The following is a 19,609-nucleotide window of genomic DNA, read 5'->3' as shown; positions in this document are numbered from 1 at the left end:
TAAAGGCGCTATTTTGGAGTATCTATGACTGAATCAAGCAAACCTCAAGCACAATACCTTAAAGACTATAAAGCCCCAGACTTCCTAATTGACCACACCGAGCTAACTTTTGACTTACAGCCATTATCAACCAAAGTCAGCTCTTTACTAACACTTACGCGTGTTGGTGATAAAAAAACACCTTTAGTACTTGATGGCATTGACTTACGTTTACTGTCTTTATCTGTTGATACGGTCGATATAACTGATTATGAAATTATTGGTGAGCAACTAATAATTAATAATCTGCCAGATAATTGCCAATTAAGCATTGTTACTGAGATATCACCTGAGACGAATACCTCTCTAGAAGGTTTGTATTTATCAGGAGGGGCGTACTGCACGCAGTGTGAAGCGCAGGGTTTTAGAAAAATAACCTATTATATGGACCGCCCCGATGTACTAGCCACATTTGATGTAACTGTTATTGCTGATAAAAAATACCCGCAATTACTTTCTAACGGTAATCAAGTTGATAGCGGTGAAACACAAGATGGTCGTCATTTTGTGAAATGGCAAGACCCATTCAAAAAGCCAAGTTATTTGTTCGCACTTGTAGCAGGCGATTTTGATGTTTTAAAAGATACCTACACAACTAAAAGCGGCAGAGATGTAGAGTTAGCATTGTTTGTTGATAAAGGTAATTTATCTAAAACACCCCATGCTATTGCCTCACTTAAGAAAGCAATGCAGTGGGATGAAGAACGTTTTAATTTAGAGTATGACCTTGATATTTATATGATTGTAGCTGTTGATTTTTTCAACATGGGTGCGATGGAGAACAAAGGGCTGAATGTATTTAACAGTAAATGCGTATTAGCCAATCAAGAAACAGCGACAGACAAAGACTATCATACGATTGAATCCATTGTAGGGCATGAGTACTTTCATAACTGGACTGGTAATCGAGTTACTTGCAGAGATTGGTTTCAGTTATCGCTAAAAGAAGGGTTAACTGTATTTAGAGACCAAGAGTTTAGTAGTGATTTAGGTTCTCGTGCACTTAACCGTATTGATGCGGTTAAAGTAATGCGTACACATCAGTTTAGTGAAGATGCAGGCCCTATGGCTCATCCAATTCGTCCTGAGAAAGTTATTGAAATGAATAACTTTTATACTGTCACTGTATACGATAAAGGTGCTGAAGTTATCCGTATGATGCACACATTATTGGGTGAAACTAACTTTCAAAAAGGCATGACTCTTTATTTTGAGCGCCACGATGGGCAAGCAGTTACATGTGATGACTTTGTAAGTGCGATGAGCGATGCATCAGGCGTTAATTTAGGGCAATTTAAGCAATGGTACAGCCAATCAGGTACACCGCGTTTAAATGCGGTTCAAAACTTTGATAGCAGCTCTAATACATACACTTTGACAATAGATCAAACAGCACCGGCTAATCAGCCAGATAATAAACCACTTCATATTCCATTTGCTATTGAATTACTTGATGCCCATGGAAAAAGTATTGCTCTGCAATATAAAGGTAAAAAGCTAGATCATGTGCTTGATGTAACAAACACGACTCAAACATTTACCTTTGATAATATAGTAGAGAAACCAGTTGCTGTTTTACTCGAAGATTTTTCTGCGCCTTGTATTTTAAATCAGCAAACAACAGAGCCAGAACTATTACACATTATGCGTTTTGCGCGCAGTGATTTTTCACGTTGGGATGCACAACAGCAACTATTTATTAAAGCCGTTAAAGCACAAATCACCGATGCAACGAATAGTGTATTAAGCAGCGAAATTATAAATGCGCTACGTATACTTATAAACACTAAAGAGGGCGATTTAGCTTTAATTGCAGAGCTGTTTAAATTACCAAGTTTTGACACGTTAGCTGCTGAATTTGATGTAATACCTGTTGATGAAATTATCAAAATAACAGAAAAGTTTGAGCAACAAATTGCTGATGAACTTGCTGATGAGCTGCTTAGTTGTTACGAATCTCTTGAAGATGATGGGAGTATAAGTGCAAGCGCAGTTGCAAACCGTGCCTTGAAACAAATATGCTTACATTATCTAGCTAAAACACAAAAGCCAGAAGCTGTAACCTTTATTAAGGAAGCCGCAAGCTCGACTAATATGACTAATTTACTTGGTGCCCTAAGCGCTGTGGTAAAAGCTTCACACCCTATTAGAGACGAGCTTTTGAGTCATTTTGATAGTCAGTGGCGTCATGATGTTTTAGTGATGGATAAATGGTTTGCACTGCAAGCTATGCAATCGGGTAGTAATGCAATAGAGAATATTAAAGCACTTTACGAACATCCGTGTTTTGATTTTTCAAATCCCAATCGTGTACGTGCACTTGTAGGAAGTTTTAGCCATTTTAATACAGCGCAATTTCATCGCTCTGATGCCCAAGGTTATGCGTTATTAGGTGATTTACTAATAAAACTTAATGCAATTAATCCACAAAATGCATCACGTATGCTGACACCATTTATGTCGTGGAAGCGTTACGATGATGTACGCTCACAAGCAATGAAACTGCAATTACAACGCTTAGCCAATTTAGATGACCTAAGTGCTGACTTGTATGAAAAGGTTGAAAAAGCGCTCGCATAAATGATTGAGTATTATTTTACCCTAAGATTGAGCTATAACGAATGCATGGATTACTACCATGGTCGTTTTAGCTCATTACAAGTTGTAGAGGATGGCGGTAAAACGATTCGTTTTACCGCTACATATTTAAGGCCCTTCATTTCGAGCTTGGGTGTACGTGGCCGTTTTAGACTCTTATTAACCCCCGAAAACAAGTTTATCCGCCTAGAACGAGTGGCCTGACACTCGGTTTTTATGTTATATATACATAAAAATATTGTATTTTTGTTAATTTCAATTTGTCCTATTGTTAAATTACGTGTATAAATTATCTGGTACGACGTCTTACCAATACGTAAGCGTCAACCAGAATAAAAATATATGACAGATTTGAGCGAGTATTTGTAATTTTGCAGATTCGCTTCTATCGTTATGATTACACTAAAAACAATAACTTGATCACACAAAATGACCCGCGACAGGGGGGAACCAAAATGATAAGAAGATCGCTTTTTGTTAAAAATAAAATCGCTATAGGTTTAGCAGCCGCTAGTTTAGGTTTATCTGCAGCCAGTACTCAAGCTGTAACATTTGAAGCTGGGGGTTTTGATATTACCTTCGATTCAACCTTTTCATATGGGCAAAGTGTCCGTGTAGAAGACAGGGACTTTAGCTTAATTGGTAAAAGTAATAATCCAGCTTTTGACTGGACAGGTTACAACCCTGCGCTAAGTAACACTATTTATTCATCACAAGATGTATGGGCACAACCGGGCTCTTACTCAAACAATGGTGATGCGGGTAATTTAAATTTTGACAGTGGTGACTCATTCTCAAAACTATTGAAGGGAACACACGACCTTTCAATAAATAAAGATAACTACGGTTTGTTCACTCGCTTTATGTATTTTTATGACTTTGCATTAATGGATGGCTATCACGCTTATTCAAATCCTACATCTGGGCAGGGTGTTGATCCGTGTGACGATAAAGACACTAAAGCACAAAGTTGTGCCGACATACGTTTACTAGATGCGTTTGTATGGGCCGATTTTGATTTAAACGACGGAAATAATCCTTTATCTGTTCGTTTAGGTCAGCAAGTAGTTAACTGGGGGGAAAGTACGCTGATATCTCATGGCATTAACGTAAACCCAGTTGATATTGACAGATTAAAAGCACCAGGCGCTGAGCTTAAAGAAGCATTTATACCTGTAGGTATGCTTTGGGCATCGCTTGGTATTACTGAAAATATTACGCTTGAAGGTTTCTACCAATATCAATGGCAAGAAACGCGTTTACCAGCAGCCGGCACGTATTTTTCTACTAATGACTTTGCAGCAGAAAATGGTTATCAGCAGAATGTTCAGTTAGGCTTTACGTCTAACCCTGATATTGATGTTGCTTTTTTAACGGATAGTTTAAATAACTTAACATCTGACTTTGCATTAGCAGCAGCTGCACGAGGCATAGATCCTTCAAGTGCCGAAGGGAGTGCTTTATTAGCTCAAATGTACCTTGCATATCCAACTAAGGTCGCGCTTAAAGGTAAAGGGGATAATGGTAAAACAGAACCTGAAGATGGCGGTCAGTATGGTCTTCGCTTAGGGGTGTTTTTACCTGAGTTTAATGATACTGAAATTGCGTTATACCATGTGAACTACCACAGTCGTCGTCCGCTTATCTCTGGTCGCGTATCAAACTTTTCAAACGAAGCAATTGCGCAAGATTTAGCGATGATTATGACGACAGAAATCACCTCTGATAATGTTGCTGATTTAACTGCCTTTTCTAAAGCTGAAAACGACTATCCTGAAGATATTAAACTATACGGTTTAAGCTTTAACACCACTATTGGTGAAACAGCTTTTGCGGGTGAATTTGCTTTTCGTCAAGACGAGCCTCTGCAAATTGATGACGTAGAGTTACTTTATACAGCTATGCCAGAGCAGTTAGCGCTTGCCGGTATTCGTCCTGATTTTGCGGGTATTTCGCAAATGAGTTTTGGCGATGCTATAAGCTCTGTTGGAGCGGGTGAAGTTGCCAAGGGCTATATTGAACGTGATACATCTCAAATTCAATTTACGGCTACTCATTTATTTGGCCCTTCATTAGGGGCTGATAGTTGGGCTGTTGTTGGTGAAGTGGGTGCTGTAAAAATTCATAACATGCCAGAATATGACGAAATGCGTTTAAATGTATCCGGTACTGGCAGAAGTGGCACAATTACAGGCCCTGGTACTACTGATTACTCAACATTGCAACTTGGTTTATCAAACGGCGCTGAAGAAAAATCATTTGCTACTGCATCTTCTTGGGGATACCGCTTAATTGCTAAAGGTGATTATTATGACCTTTACGATGGTATTAACTTCTCTCCTCGTTTTGTATTTTCTCATGACGTAAATGGTAATACACCAGATCCTATGTTCTTATTTATTGAAGACCGTAAATCTTTAGGTGCGACCATGAACTTTAACTACCAAAATGCGTGGTCACTTGATGTGAGCTACAACTCGTTTTGGGGCGGCGGCGATATTAATACTTTCTCAGACCGCGATTACGTTTCTTTTAACTTAAAATATTCTATTTAGGGGTAACATTACTATGATTATAAAACCTACCCTCATTGCTACTGCTTTTTGTAGCTTGTTTGCAAGCAGCGCAGCCTTAGCTAAATTAAGCGCTGACGAAGTTGCTCAATTAGGTCAAAATTTAACGCCATTGGGCGCAGAAAAAGCAGCGAATGCTGATGGTTCTATTCCAGCATGGAATAATGGCATTACATCTGCACCAGCAGGTTATGAACCGGGTATGCATCACCTTGACCCATATACCACTGACAAAGTGCTTTTCACTATTGATAAAAGTAATATCGAAAAGTACAAAGCCAATTTAAGTCCGGGTCAAATTGCTTTATTTGAAGCATATCCTGATACATTTAAAATGCCAGTGTATGAAACACGTCGCTCAGCGTCTTATCCTCAGTTTGTTTATGACGCAACTAAAAAGTTTGCACCAACAGCTGAATTAGTTGAAGGCGGAAATGGTATTAAAAATACGGCAATTGGTATTCCTTTCCCTATTCCTAAAACTGGTTTAGAGGCAATTTGGAATCACTTATTACGTTACCGTGGGCAATCTATTGAACGTTTTGGTGGTCAAGCAGCACCAACGGCGTCAGGCTCTTATAACTATGTTGGCTTTGATGAACAGCTATTAGTTAAATATTCAGATCCGAGTGCAACACCCGCAGAGCTGCAAGACTCAAACATTTTGTTTAAATTTAAACAAAGTGTTACAGAGCCTGCACGCTTAGCAGGTACAGCACTGCTTGTTCATGAAACGATGGACCAAATATTAACGCCACGCCAAGCATGGACTTACAACTCGGGACAACGCCGCGTTCGTCGTGCACCTAATGTTGCATATGATGCACCAGGAACAGCAGCGGATAGCTTACGTACTACTGATGACTTTGACATGTTCAATGGCTCACCTAATCGTTACAACTGGACGTTGAAAGGTAAGCAAGAATTATACATTCCTTACAACAGCTATAAGCTTCATAGTGATAAGTTAGAATACGATGACATTTTAATGCCTGGCCACATAAACCCAGAGCATACACGCTACGAAAAACACCGTGTTTGGGTTGTTGAAGCTAACTTAAAAGACGATACACGCCATATCTATAAAAAACGTGTGTTTTACATTGATGAAGATAGCTGGCAAGTACAGGTTACGGATATTTATGATAACCGCGACCAACTTTACCGTGTAGCAATGGCTTATGGCCTTAACTACTACGAAGTACCTACTCAGTGGAGTACGCTTGAGGTTTATCATGATTTAAATTCACGTCGTTATTTAGCAATTGGTTTAGATAACCAAGAAAAAATGTACGATTTTTCACAATCGTTTAACGATAACGAATTTACGTCAAGCGCATTACGTCGCGCAGGTAGATAGTTAGAAGTTAGGCACTTAACGTATGTTAAGTGCCTTTTCCTTTCACATCGCGTTTGTCTTATACCAAATCGCGCAACGCTTTCCTCAGTATATAAAGACAAACAATTCTCTCGTTCAAGGCGATTAAAATTTATGAAGTATTTAGTATATGCCAGCCTGATCATAAGTGGTGCGAGTGTTGCTCAGGATGTCCCTGAAAATGCAATCAGTGCAATTAAAGCAGATAAAACCCTACTTACTGATATAACAAACACAGGTAACGGGCTAATTGCAGTAGGCAAGCATGGTACCGTTATTAAAAGTGACACTGGTAATAAATGGCAACAAGCTGAACTTGTACCGACTCAAGTGCTATTAACAGCTGTTGACTTTAGCGATGAAAATAATGGCTGGGCATGTGGACACGATGCCACCATTATCAATACTACCGATGGTGGTATTAATTGGCAGTTACAACAAGTTAAACCAGAACTAGATAAACCCTGCCTTGATATCCTATTTGAAGATGATTTAAAAGGTTTTGCAGTGGGCGCCTATGGTATGTTTTATCAAACCACCGACGGTGGTAAACATTGGCAAAAGCGCTTTTTAGATTCGTTACTGTTTAGTGATGACAGAGATTACTTAAACGATTTAAAAGAAAACGATCCCGAAGGGTATGAAGCAGAAACAGCTTCAATTTTACCGCACTTTAATCGAATCGAAAAAACAGATAACGGATTAATGTTGGTTGGTGAAATGGGTTTAATGGCCAGAAGCATTGATGATGGCGAAACTTGGCAAAGGATTGAGGAAATTTATCCTGGATCATTCTTTGCAGTTGCCTCTGATAGCACGCAAGAAATTGTAGCAGGGCTTCGAGGTAATGTTTTTGCAAAGCAAAATGGCGAACAAGAGTGGCAGCATTTCGAAAATGTAAAAACTGCGACGATCAACAACATCATTAATTACAATAACAAACAATGGCTCATGCTCGCCAATAGTGGCGTTATTTTTCATCTTCAAGATGGGTTACTCACCCATGAGCAGTTAGCCGATGGTAAAGCAATTTTAGATGGCGTGATTTTAAATAACAAACTAATCATGGCGACAGAAGATGGCATTAAAGTGAAGGAGTTAACCCCTTAATGCATAAGTTACTCGATTTTATTGAAAAGGCGATTTTTAGACATCGCCTAATTATGCTTATAAGTTTTGCGCTTATAAGCTGTTTACTGGTATTCAAAGCAACTCAAATTCAATTAGATGCCTCGTTTAATAAAAACATCCCGTTAAATCACGACTATATGAAAGTATACACTAAGCATGAAAAACAGTTTGGTGGTGCAAACAGTATTTTGATTTCAGTGTGTGATGACAGCGGCAATATATTTAATCCAGAGTTCTTTACTCAATTAAAAGCGGTTCACGATCAGCTTTATTTTATTCCTGGCGTAAATCGTCCATTAGTTAACTCTATATTTTCACCCAGCGCTCGTTTTGTTGAAGTAGTCGAGGATGGCTTTGCAGGCGGTCCAATTATTCCTGCTAACTTTAAAGCGGATACGCGTGGTTTAGGTGTTGTAAAAGAAAACATCGAAAAAGCAAAAGTGGTAGGACGTATGATTGCCAGCGATTACTCGTGTGCAATGGTAACGGCCCAGCTTTTAGAAACTGATCCTCAAACTCAACAAAAATTAGACACTTTAGCTTTTGCACAAAAGCTAGAAAGTGATTTAAGAGAACCTTTAAGTACAGATAAAGTAAGTATTCATATTATTGGTTTTGCAAAAATGGCAGGTGATATAGCTGAAGGCGCAAAAGGCGTGGTTGTATTTTTTGCCATTGCTATCGCCTTTACATTTATTATGGTTTGGCTATTTTGTGGTAGTTTGAAGTTAACCATTTTACCTATTGCCTGTTCTATTATTGCAGTTGTTTGGCAACTTGGCCTGCTTTCAAGTTTAGGCTTTGGCCTTGACCCTATGTCTATTTTGGTGCCGTTTTTAGTATTTGCGATTGGTGTAAGCCATGGTGTGCAGATGATAAATGCGATTGGTAAAAAAGTAGGTGAAGGAAAAAGTACTCGTATCTGTTGTCAGTCAAGTTTTAGGGCTCTATTAATACCCGGTGGTATTGCACTACTTTCAGACACTGTCGGCTTTTTAACATTACTTACTATTGATATTGGTATTATCCGCGAACTTGCTATTACAGCGAGTTTAGGTGTAGCCGTCATTATATTTACTAATTTAATTTTACTGCCAGTTTGGGCATCGTACATGAACTTTGAAAACAGTGTACATATTCAATCTGGCGACGCTGCAAAGCCTAACATGCTTGATAAAATTAGAGACCTTCTTGTAAAAGCGACAGATCCTAAAATCGCTAAAATGATTATTGGTTTTACCCTTGTTTTATTTGCACTAGGTTACTGGCAAGCAGATAAAATGCGTATAGGCGACTTACACGCAGGCGCGCCATCTCTGCATCAAGATGCGCGTTATAATCAAGATACATTTTTAATATCAGACAAGTACACTATCTCGTCAGATATCTTAAAGGTAATAGTCGAGGCATATCCTGCAGCATGTACTGAACATGATGTGATGCAGAGGATTAGCCGTTTCCAATATAAAGTAGAAAATGTGACCGGTGTGCAGTCTGCTGTTAGTTTGAGCTCTGTAGCTCAATCGGTTAACGCAGGGTACAACGAAGGCAATCTGAAATGGCAGAGTTTGCCACGAAATTCAGCAAGCTTAGTACAGTCAACATCTCGAGTAGAAACGAGTACAGGCCTACTTAACGGGGATTGTTCGGTTATGCCTGTGATTATATTTTTAGATGATCACAAAGCACAAACTATCGATACTGTGATTAAAAGTGTTAAGCAATTTGCTAAAGAAGAGGGCACTGATAAATTAGCATTTAAATTAGCGTCTGGCCCTGTTGGTGTAATGGCAGCGACTAATGAGTCGGTTGCAGAGGCGCAAATACCAATGATGCTTTATGTTTATGGTGCCGTTATTATTTTATGCCTAATGAGCTTTAGAAGCGTAAAAGCAACAATAGCCGTAGTATTGCCGCTTTATATTGTATCAACACTTGCACAAGCACTTATGGTTCAACTAGAAATAGGCTTAACTGTTTCTACACTGCCTGTAATTGCGTTAGGTGTTGGTATTGGGGTTGATTATGGTATTTATATACTGTCGTCGATGATGGGGCAGCTTAAGCAAAACGTACCACTGAGTATTGCTTATCGTAATGCACTTGTTGAACGTGGTAGTGCTGTATTGTTTACAGGGATTACATTAGCTATTGGTGTGAGTACGTGGATATTCTCAGATCTTAAATTCCAAGTTGATATGGGTATATTGCTAACCTTCATGTTTTTAGTAAATATGTTAGGTGCGGTATTGTTATTACCCGCTATTGGTAGCCTTCTCTGGACTGACCAGAAAAAATAATGTGAATAATTTTGCTCCTAAATGGCCTGTAAAGGCCATTTATATCTACAATTTGTGAATAGATGACCAAATAGCTGAAATGCTTAAAATGTTTTCATCGAAAAGGCTGTTTATTAGCTGCAAAAGGGTTAGAATTTGATTGACTCCACGCTAATGAATAGCTGTACAAATTTCTGCTCCTGAGCAGTAATAGATTAAGGAACATACAATGACACGAAATGAAGGCCAAGCCTCGGTTATCCTAGATAATGTCTGTAAGCTGATCCAGAAAAAAGTTCGCGCTGATAATGTGTTACTCGTTGAGAAATTCGCCAAAGCCTTGTACAGCAACATGTCTAAAGAGGATTTGGCAAATCGCAACGATAGTGACCTATATGGCGCAGCATTAAGCCTTTGGAACGCACTAGAAAAAAATACTACCGACGACGCTGTTATCCGCGTTTTCAACCCTGAAGTGGCAAAAGATGGCTGGCAGTCATCGCATACAATTGTAGAAATTATTACTAAAGACATGCCGTTTTTAGTTGATTCTGTTCGTATGGCCATGACTCGTGAAAATATCGCCTCTCACTTATTACTTCATTGCCCATTAAAAATTAAGCGCGATACAAACGCTAAAATTTCTGGATTATCAAATTTAAAAGCAGAGCAAGAATCTTCATCTACTAAAACAGTATTCTTTATTGAAATCGACCGTCAGACAGATTCTTCTGTGATTGAGTCTTTCAAAAAAGAGTTAGAATCGGTTCTTGTTGATGTGTCAGTTGCTGTTGATGATTGGCAACCAATCCGTAAAAAATTGATGGCAGTGACCAAAGAGTTACCTAAGCGTCATCATAATAAAACAAAAGAAGAAGTGTCAGAAACAACTGAGTTTTTAGATTGGTTAGCTAAAGATAACTTTACCCTAATGGGTTACCGTGAATATGAGCTAAGCCCAGTTCAAGGTGATTACCAATTAAAAGGTAAAATGGAATCAAGCCTTGGCTTGATGAAAAATTCTACTGAAGAACACACACGATTATTATCAGAATTACCAGAAGTTGCTCGCCAAGAAGCACGTAGCAGCAACTTATTGATTTTAACTAAAACTAACTCTGTTTCTCGCGTTCACCGCCCAGCTTACATTGATTATGTAGGTATTAAGCGTTTTGACGATGAAGGTAATGTAATTGGAGAAGACCGCTTTATTGGTTTGTTCTCATCAAGCTTTTACAATAACAGCGCTACTGATGTACCCGTATTAAAAAGTAAAATTAATCGCATTATGGAAATGTGTGACTTTGCTAAAGGCACGCACGCTTACAAAGCTGTTTTAAATATTTTAGAAACCTACCCACGTGATGAGCTTGTTCAAGCGCGCGAAAGTGAGCTACTTGAAGTTGCTATGGGTGTTTTACAAGTACAAGAGCGTGATATGTGTCGCTTGTTTGTACGTAAAGATTCGTATGGTCGTTTTTTATCTTGCATGGTTTATGTACCTCGCGAGCGTTACAACACAGCCCTGCGCCGTGAAACGCAAGATATATTAGCTAATGCATTTAATTCTGACGATAAAGTCGAATTTACTACTTTTTTCTCTGAGTCAACACTGGCGCGTACACATTACACCGTTCGTGTGACCGACAACAAGATCGAATATAACGTGAAAGACATCGAAAACAATTTAGTAGAAGCTGCGCGCACGTGGGAAGATAAACTTCAGTCTGCACTTTTAGAGTCTGCGGGCGAAGCACGTGGTAACGATTTAAATCGTAAATATTGTAATGCGTTTGCACGCTCATACAAAGATGAAGTACTGCCAAGTGCTGCGGTTGTTGATATCGAAAAGTTAGAATTACTTAGCGATGAAAACAAGCTAGAAATGCTTTTCTACCGTCCGCAAGAAGAAGCTAATAGCAATATTGTACGATTAAGCTTATTCCATAAAGACGAGCCAATTCACTTATCTGACGTTATGCCAATGCTTGAAAACTTTGGTCTGCGTGTTGTTGGTGAAACGCCATATTCAGTTAAAACAAGCGATGGGCGTATTAATTGGATAATGGACTTCTCTATGCTTATAGACAGCAAAGGGATGGCAGACTTTGATAAGATTTCAGCACGTTTTCGCGCTGCATTAACCAATGTTTGGGGCAATCGCCTTGAAAATGATGGTTTTAACCGTTTAGTGTTAATGGGTGGCTTAACTGGCCGTGAAGCCTCTATTTTACGTGCTTATGCTAAGTATATGCGCCAAATTGGTGTTACATTCTCTCAGACTTACATTGAGAGCACATTTGCTAACTACCCAAATATTGCTGCGCAAATTGTTAACTTATTTGCTAAAAAGTTTTCAGTTAAGAGCCCAGCAAGTGCTAAGACACTTGAGAAGCTAAGCACGCAAATTTACTTAGAACTTGAAAATGTAGCAAATCTTGATGATGACCGCATTATACGTTTATACGTAGATATGATTGTTGCAACGCTTCGTACTAACTATTTCCAAAAAGATGATGCAGGTCAGTTTAAGTCGTACGTATCATTTAAAATACAACCTAGCTTAATTCCGGATGTACCGCTTCCTCTTCCAGCGTTTGAGATTTTTGTTTATTCTCCTCGCGTAGAAGGTGTGCATTTACGTTACGGTAAAGTAGCACGTGGTGGCTTGCGTTGGTCTGACCGTCGTGAAGATTTCCGTACTGAAGTACTTGGCTTAGTTAAAGCACAACAAGTTAAAAATACAGTAATTGTACCTGTTGGTTCTAAAGGTGGCTTTGTATGTAAACAACTACCTAGTGAGCGCGAAGCGTTTATTAAAGAAGGCCAAGAGTGTTACAAAATCTTTATCCGTGGTCTTCTAGATATAACAGACAACATTGAACGCGGAGAAGTAGTCCCTGCAAGAGATGTTGTTCGTCATGATGAAGATGATGCATATCTAGTAGTTGCAGCCGACAAAGGTACAGCAACGTTCTCTGATATTGCCAATGGCATAGCAAACGAATATAACTTCTGGTTAGGTGATGCATTTGCATCTGGTGGCTCAGTGGGCTACGACCATAAGAAAATGGGTATAACGGCTAAAGGCGCATGGGAGTCAGTAAAACGTCATTTCCGTGAAATGGATATCGATTGTCAAACTACCGACTTTACAGTTGTGGCAATTGGCGATATGGCGGGTGATGTATTTGGTAATGGTATGCTGTTATCTAAGCATATTCGTTTACAAGTTGCCTTTAACCATATGCACATTTTTGTTGATCCTAACCCGGATGCTGCTACATCTTACCCAGAGCGTGAACGTTTATTTAATATGCCGCGTTCATCTTGGGAAGATTACAACAAAGAGTTAATTTCTGCCGGTGGTGGTGTTTTCTCTCGTGCTGCAAAATCAATTACGCTTAGCCCTGAAATGAAAAAAATGTTGGGCACTAAAAAAGCAACTATGACTCCAAATGAGTTAATGAAAGCCTCATTAATGATGGAGTTTGATTTACTGTGGAATGGCGGTATTGGTACATACATTAAAAACTCTAAAGAAACTGATGCAGATGTAGGGGATCGTGCAAACGATGCACTACGTATCAACGGTAGAGACTTGGGCGCTAAAATAATTGGTGAAGGCGGTAACTTAGGCGCAACTCAATTAGGTCGTGTTGAATTTGCAGCGAAAGGCGGTCGTGTAAATACTGACTTTATTGATAACGTAGGGGGTGTTGCCTGTTCAGATAACGAAGTTAACATTAAGATTTTACTTAATGGCTTGGTTGCTGAAGGTGACTTAACGCGTAAACAACGTGACGAGCTACTTTATTCAATGACTGACGAAGTATCTGAATTAGTATTAAAAGACTGTTACCGTCAAACGCATACTATTTCAATTACGCAGTCTAAAGGTACTTCAACACTAAAAGAAAAGATTCGCTTTATTCATGCGCTTGAAAAAGATGGCAAGTTAAACCGTGCTATCGAGTTCATTCCAAGCGATGAAGAATTAGCAGAACGTGCAGCAGCGGGTAAAGATTTAACTCGCCCTGAGCTTTCAGTGCTAGTGTCATACGCAAAAATGGTATTAAAAGAGTCGTTAGTAAGTGATGAAATTACTGAAAACCCTTATTACCGTCAGTTGCTTGTTAAGTCATTCCCGCGTCCACTACGTGAGAAGTTTAACGATGCGATGGATAATCATCCGCTTCGTAAAGAAATTATTGCAACTAAACTCGCTAACAGTATCGTTAACGATATGGGTTTAAACTTCATGGTACGTATGCATGAAGAAACCGGTGCTAATGAAGCTGAAATTGCAATGTGTTACTCAATTGCTAGCGAAATATTTGAAATGCGCGATACATGGTCTTCTATCAGTGCACTAGATAATAAAATACCAGCAGCGGTTCAAACTGAAATGCTTTACCAACTTCGTCGCACTGTTCGCCGTACAACGCGTTGGTTCTTACGTCATCGTAATAAGGCACAAACGATTGAACAAGGAATCGAATTCTTTGCTCCAACATTTAAAGATTTAAGCGATAACTTAAATACGTACATGATTGAAAAAGAGAATGACCGCATTGTAATTGAAGCTAATAAGTTAATTGATGCCGGCGTTCCAGCAGATATAGCTAAGCGCATTGTTTCTTTATCAAGCTTGTTTTCTGTGATGGATTTAGCTGAAGTTGCTAATAGTTCAGGTAAGAGTATTTCGATGGTATCGAATACTTACTTTAAACTAGGCGCAAGAATGGGTCTGCATTGGTTCTTAGAGCAAATTACAAAGCAACCAGTCGCAAATCATTGGCAAGCGCTTGCTCGTTCATCTTATCGTGAAGAGCTTGATTGGCAACAACGTACATTATCTGAAGTTGTATTAAATAGCTTTGAAGGTGATGAAAGCGATGTTGATAGTCAAATAGATGAGTGGATGGATAGCCAAGATTTATTACTTCAACGTTGGAAACAAATGTTGGCTGAGTTCAAAACATCACAAAGCCATGACTTTGCTAAGTTCTCAGTTGCACTGCGTGAACTAATGCTACTAAGTCATAACTGTGATACATCAGGAAAATAATTTAGCTTTAATCAGCTATTTGTTTAGTAAATAAATAACTGATTGTTAAAATTGTTATACAATACCTCAGCCTTGTCTGAGGTATTTTTTTGTCTGGAATTTAAAAAGAGGATTATATTGATGTTTTATGATTTAGCTCGCCGTTTTATGTTTACCCGTGATGCGGAGTGGGCGCATGAGTTTGCACTTAATAATCTTCGTCGTTTTGCTAATACGCCTCTAAATTTAGCTTGGTCACAAAATGTTTCAGATAAACCCGTAAACTTTTTGGGCCTTGAATTTAAAAATCCTGTAGGGCTTGCTGCTGGCCTTGATAAAAATGCAGAATGTATTGATGCTTTTAGCCAAATGGGATTTGGTTTTATCGAAGTAGGTACAGTGACGCCACGTCCTCAAATAGGTAATGACAAGCCACGTATTTTTAGGCTGCCAGAGTCAAACGCAATTATTAACCGTATGGGTTTTAATAACAAAGGCGTTGATAATTTAGTCGAAAATGTAAAAGCAGCTAAATATAGCGGTGTACTGGGTATTAATATAGGTAAAAACAAAGATACGCCGAATGAGCAAGGTAAAGATGATTACATTCACTGTATGCGTAAAGTATTTGAGCACGCCTCATACATTACAGTAAATATTTCATCGCCAAATACACCTGGGCTTCGTGATTTACAGTACGGTGCAGCGCTTGATGATTTACTACAAAGTCTTAAAAATGAACAGTTAGATTTAATTGCAAAGCATAACAAACAGGTTCCAATGCTGGTAAAAATTGCACCGGATCTAGATCAAATACAAATACAGCAAGTAAGTGAGTCACTTTTAAATAATAAAATTGATGGTGTAATTGCCACAAACACAACGCTTGAACGAGCCGCAGTCATCGGGCAGCAATATGCAGAAGAGGCGGGCGGTTTATCAGGTCACCCTGTTAGAATGCGCTCTACAGAGATAGTAAGTGAGTTAAAGCGCTTAACACAAGGTAAGTTACCAATCATTGGAGTCGGTGGTATTGACGATGCTACATCTGCAAAAGAAAAGTTAGATGCAGGCGCAAATTTAGTCCAGGTTTATACTGGGTTCATCTACAAAGGTCCACAATTGGTAAAGTCGATCGTTAACGGCTTATAAGGATCAGTTATCTAAGCTTTTGATCGTTCAATAAATGTTCTAAGCAAACGTTTTATAAATGGTCAAAAGCGGTTATACTCTAAACAATAATAATTATTAAACATTCCCAAGGAGGAGCAAATGTTACAAGCATCAAAGCAATGGCAGTGGATTGCTTGTCCTGATAAAAATCGTTTGTTACTTGATTTAAATGACGACATGCAATTATGCACGCCTTATAAATTAAGACAACTTACCGATTCTGTTTTTAACAATCCACGTTTTAGCCTTGAAGATGCTGCATTTTACGAACAAGTTTATAATTATTTAGATGGTTTTGAATTGTGGTCAGCAGCTCAAATTTGTCAAATATCATTAAATGCAACCGCCGTTAAGTACCACTTAAAACCTGTACTAGCTAAAAGTTGGTTTTTTAAAGAATACACTGGCACAGAGCCAAGTGTAGAAGCGATAGTTAAATTAACGTCTAAGGCGCAATCGGGTGATTTTTTAATTGTAGAGCATTGCCCTGATGCATCTATTTGTTTAAATTTAAGCGAAACCTTTAAATTAGACGAAAACTTATCTTTAGCGCAATTTGAAGTAATCCGTATTTTAAATAATCGAGTACACCCCATCCTAAATCAGCAATACCAAAGTCAAACTGCCTAGGGTCTGCTGATCTTTGCGGATTAAAATTTGTTCAAACTAGGGGCTATTTAATCGCAGCGCGAGATTTGTAACCTAGTGGGCTCGATAACTGCTCCTGCGTTATTCTACTGGCTTACATCCATGTAAGAATAAGTAAAAACCGAGCAATAAAGAGTAAATAGCCCCTAGGAAGAACCTTTGGGCAGCGCCTGTTTGGCATTAATGCTACGTTATCGCCCATTTATGGGGAATAACCACACTGCATAGGCTCTGCCTTACCAAAATACCAAACAGACTGCTGTAAATTTTACCTTGAAAGTTCAACAGACCCTCATCAAAATTAAGCTTTAAGCGTGTCTTTATGGCGTGTTTGTCACTCAACCTATGTTATAATCCTGCGCAATTAGCTATTAAGGGTTATTACTTTGCAATTTATCGCACTTACTTCTATCGGAATCGAAAATTTATTGGTTGATGAACTAGCAGAACTTGGCGCAACCGTGTCCAAGCAAACTGTTGGTTCTGTTCGTTTTGAGGCTGACTCATTACTGGCGCAAAAGGTTTGTTTATCAAGTCGTTTTGCAACGCGTGTGCTTATGCTTATTGAAGAAAAAGAAGGCGTAGATGACAAGAATAGCCTGTACAATTTTGCGCGCTCGCAACCTTGGCAAGAATGGTTTGGGCCTACGCAAACATTCGCTGTCGACTTTAACGGTACTAACGATTCGTTAAAAAACACGCAATTTTCGGGTCTTGTAATAAAAGATGCGATTGTTGACTATTTTAATGATTTATACGAGCAACGACCTAACGTTGATAAACAAGACGCTAATGTGCGCGTTGTAGCACGATTAAACCGTTATGGCGTATCGATGTATATTGACTATTCAGGCCCTCGTTTGTCTGAACGTGGTTACCGCCAAGGTCAAGGTAAAGCGCCAATTAAAGAGCATTTAGCTGCCGCGTTAATTAAGCGCAGTGGCTGGCTTGATAATGTAAAACAGCCTTTATTCGATCCATGTTGTGGTGCGGGTACTATTTTGATAGAAGCTGCCGGTATGGCGCGAAACGAAGCGCCAGGATTATTCCGTGAAGGTTTTGCTTTTGAGCGTTTACCCAGTTTTAGAGCCGCTAAGTTTAAAGAACTTAAAGAAGAGTTACTTGCTAACATTACCGATCCTAAATTGTGGTTAATTGGTCACGATTACGATGAGCAAGTATTAAGTAAAGCGATTGATAATGCCAAACGTGCTGAGCTTGATGATGTTATTAAATTTAAGCAAAGTGATGCAACTAAACTTACCGCTGTTGCTAAATTACCGGGTGTTGTAATTTCAAACTTACCGTATGGTGAGCGTATTGGTTCTATGGCAGAACTTGTTGATTTACACCGTAATTTAGGTGTTGGCTTTAAAAAGCATTTTAATCACTGGAAACTTGCCTTACTTGGTATGGACGAGAGCTTATTTAAACTTTTAAAACTTGTGCGCCTTAAGCGTTATAAATTTAAAAATGGCCCGCTTGATGTAGAACTTAACTTATATCAATTAGATGATAAGCAAGTAAGCCTAACGACAGATGACAAAAAAGCGCTTAACTTTGAAGGCTCAACGTCATTTGCAAATCGTCTAAAAAAGAATAAGCAAGGTTTGAAAAACTGGCTTAAGCAAAATGAAATTACGGCTTATCGCGTTTACGAAGCTGATATTCCTGAATACAATGTTGCTGTAGATATTTATGGTGATTCTGCGGTTATTTTCGAATACGCAGCGCCTAAAGAAATTGATGAAAAAACATCAGAAAAACGCCTGCAAGACGTAATCAGTTTAACAGCTCAACAGCTTGAGATTTCACCTGAAAATATTGCTGTAAAAGTACGTAAAAAGCAGAAGGGCGAAGATCAATATACAGCCATGGCCAAACAAAACCGGACTATGGTTGTTGAAGAGTTCGGTGCTAAGTTTAAAGTTAACTTATTTGACTACTTAGATACGGGCTTGTTTTTAGATCACCGTTTAATGCGCCGCTACATTCAAGAAAACGCTAAAGATAAACGTTTTTTAAACTTATTCGCATACACGGGTACGGCCTCTGTACACGCTGCACTTGGTGGCGCTAAAGCGATTACAACAGTCGATTTATCAAAGACTTATTTAAAATGGGGTCAAGATAACTTTGACTTAAATGGTATTAGTAATACACGTTACCGCTTTGAACAAGCAGATTGTTTGAAATGGTTAGAGCATGCAACGGCGCAATACGATTTGATATTTTTAGATCCTCCAACGTTTTCAAATTCAAAACGTATGAAAGATGCATTTGATGTGCAGAGCGATCATATTAAATTATTAACCTGGGTTAAAAAGATTTTAAGCCCTTCAGGTACGCTGATTTTCTCTAATAACAAACGTGGCTTTGTGATGGATGAAGTTGGCTTGATTGGTTTAGGTTTAAAAGCCGTTAATATTTCAGATAAAACATTATCACCAGACTTTAAACGTAATAAAAAAATCCATAATAGCTGGCTAATTACGCATGGCTAAATGGGTTTTATATCACACTGATGGTTGCCACTTGTGCGAACACGCTGAGCAACTTATCACTGAGGTACTTAGTGATACTAGTGAGTTATTACTAATCGATATTATGACTGATGAGCGGCTTATAGCTGAGTATCAAATTACTATTCCTGTATTAAAAAGTGAAAAAGGCGAGCAATTATTTTGGCCTTTTACTTTATACACTGTGCGCGAATTTTTAGCACAAGCAGAATAAGAGC

The 19,609-nt window shown here is 38.7% G+C and carries 11 protein-coding genes; all 11 read left to right on the top strand.

What is annotated here, in order from left to right; genetic code table 11:
- Positions 1-24: 24 nt before the first annotated feature.
- The 11 genes from pepN (at position 25) to GQR55_RS04710 (ending at position 19,605) form a co-directional block, all read left to right on the top strand.
- Positions 25-2,619: an aminopeptidase N gene (pepN, locus tag GQR55_RS04760; protein WP_166419650.1), complete on the top strand. Its 2,595-nt coding sequence runs from the start codon at positions 25-27 to the stop codon at positions 2,617-2,619.
- Complete coding sequence (locus GQR55_RS04755; RefSeq protein WP_149592249.1) at positions 2,620-2,841, top strand: DUF2835 family protein; 222 nt, start codon at positions 2,620-2,622, stop codon at positions 2,839-2,841.
- A gap of 251 nt (positions 2,842-3,092) precedes the next feature.
- Positions 3,093-5,192 carry a DUF1302 domain-containing protein gene (locus GQR55_RS04750; RefSeq protein WP_166419649.1) on the top strand — a complete coding sequence of 700 codons (2,100 nt, stop codon included), beginning with the start codon at positions 3,093-3,095 and terminating at the stop codon, positions 5,190-5,192.
- 13 nt (positions 5,193-5,205) lie between these two features.
- Positions 5,206-6,570, top strand: coding sequence for a DUF1329 domain-containing protein (locus tag GQR55_RS04745; protein WP_166419648.1), 1,365 nt, complete (start codon positions 5,206-5,208; stop codon positions 6,568-6,570).
- Between the two features lie 132 nt (positions 6,571-6,702).
- The gene (locus GQR55_RS04740; protein ID WP_165740267.1) at positions 6,703-7,698 is read left to right on the top strand and encodes a YCF48-related protein; all 996 of its coding nucleotides are present in this window, start codon (positions 6,703-6,705) and stop codon (positions 7,696-7,698) included.
- Positions 7,698-10,019, top strand: coding sequence for an MMPL family transporter (locus GQR55_RS04735; RefSeq protein WP_166419647.1), 2,322 nt, complete (start codon positions 7,698-7,700; stop codon positions 10,017-10,019). The genes GQR55_RS04740 and GQR55_RS04735 overlap by 1 nt, the downstream gene beginning before the upstream one ends.
- Positions 10,020-10,227: 208 nt before the next feature.
- Positions 10,228-15,069, top strand: coding sequence for an NAD-glutamate dehydrogenase (locus GQR55_RS04730; protein ID WP_166419646.1), 4,842 nt, complete (start codon positions 10,228-10,230; stop codon positions 15,067-15,069).
- Positions 15,070-15,189: 120 nt separating this feature from the next.
- Positions 15,190-16,200, top strand: a complete 1,011-nt coding sequence (gene pyrD / locus GQR55_RS04725; RefSeq protein ID WP_166419645.1) for a quinone-dependent dihydroorotate dehydrogenase — start codon at positions 15,190-15,192, stop codon at positions 16,198-16,200.
- A 120-nt stretch (positions 16,201-16,320) separates the two neighbouring features.
- A complete protein-coding gene (locus GQR55_RS04720) occupies positions 16,321-16,851 on the top strand; it encodes a cell division protein ZapC domain-containing protein (protein WP_166419644.1) in 531 nt (176 codons plus the stop codon).
- 404 nt (positions 16,852-17,255) lie between these two features.
- Positions 17,256-19,373 carry a bifunctional 23S rRNA (guanine(2069)-N(7))-methyltransferase RlmK/23S rRNA (guanine(2445)-N(2))-methyltransferase RlmL gene (rlmKL, locus tag GQR55_RS04715; protein ID WP_166419643.1) on the top strand — a complete coding sequence of 706 codons (2,118 nt, stop codon included), beginning with the start codon at positions 17,256-17,258 and terminating at the stop codon, positions 19,371-19,373.
- Complete coding sequence (locus tag GQR55_RS04710; protein WP_166419642.1) at positions 19,366-19,605, top strand: glutaredoxin family protein; 240 nt, start codon at positions 19,366-19,368, stop codon at positions 19,603-19,605. Before rlmKL ends, GQR55_RS04710 begins: the two co-directional genes overlap by 8 nt.
- Positions 19,606-19,609 lie beyond the last annotated feature (4 nt).

The organism is Pseudoalteromonas sp. Z1A8 (genome assembly GCF_011378855.1).
In the GTDB taxonomy this organism is placed as follows: Bacteria; Pseudomonadota; Gammaproteobacteria; order Enterobacterales; family Alteromonadaceae; genus Pseudoalteromonas.
The sequence above is the reverse complement of the archived record's forward strand: the minus strand, read 5'-3'. Positions and strand labels throughout refer to the sequence as shown.

Coding starts and splice junctions, on each gene's coding strand:
- GQR55_RS04735 (WP_166419647.1), top strand. CDS start 7,698: ATGCATAAGTTACTCGATTTTATTGAAAAGGCGATTTTTAGACATCGC.
- GQR55_RS04750 (WP_166419649.1), top strand. CDS start 3,093: ATGATAAGAAGATCGCTTTTTGTTAAAAATAAAATCGCTATAGGTTTA.
- GQR55_RS04755 (WP_149592249.1), top strand. CDS start 2,620: ATGATTGAGTATTATTTTACCCTAAGATTGAGCTATAACGAATGCATG.
- GQR55_RS04720 (WP_166419644.1), top strand. CDS start 16,321: ATGTTACAAGCATCAAAGCAATGGCAGTGGATTGCTTGTCCTGATAAA.
- pepN (WP_166419650.1), top strand. CDS start 25: ATGACTGAATCAAGCAAACCTCAAGCACAATACCTTAAAGACTATAAA.
- pyrD (WP_166419645.1), top strand. CDS start 15,190: ATGTTTTATGATTTAGCTCGCCGTTTTATGTTTACCCGTGATGCGGAG.
- GQR55_RS04730 (WP_166419646.1), top strand. CDS start 10,228: ATGACACGAAATGAAGGCCAAGCCTCGGTTATCCTAGATAATGTCTGT.
- GQR55_RS04745 (WP_166419648.1), top strand. CDS start 5,206: ATGATTATAAAACCTACCCTCATTGCTACTGCTTTTTGTAGCTTGTTT.
- GQR55_RS04710 (WP_166419642.1), top strand. CDS start 19,366: ATGGCTAAATGGGTTTTATATCACACTGATGGTTGCCACTTGTGCGAA.
- GQR55_RS04740 (WP_165740267.1), top strand. CDS start 6,703: ATGAAGTATTTAGTATATGCCAGCCTGATCATAAGTGGTGCGAGTGTT.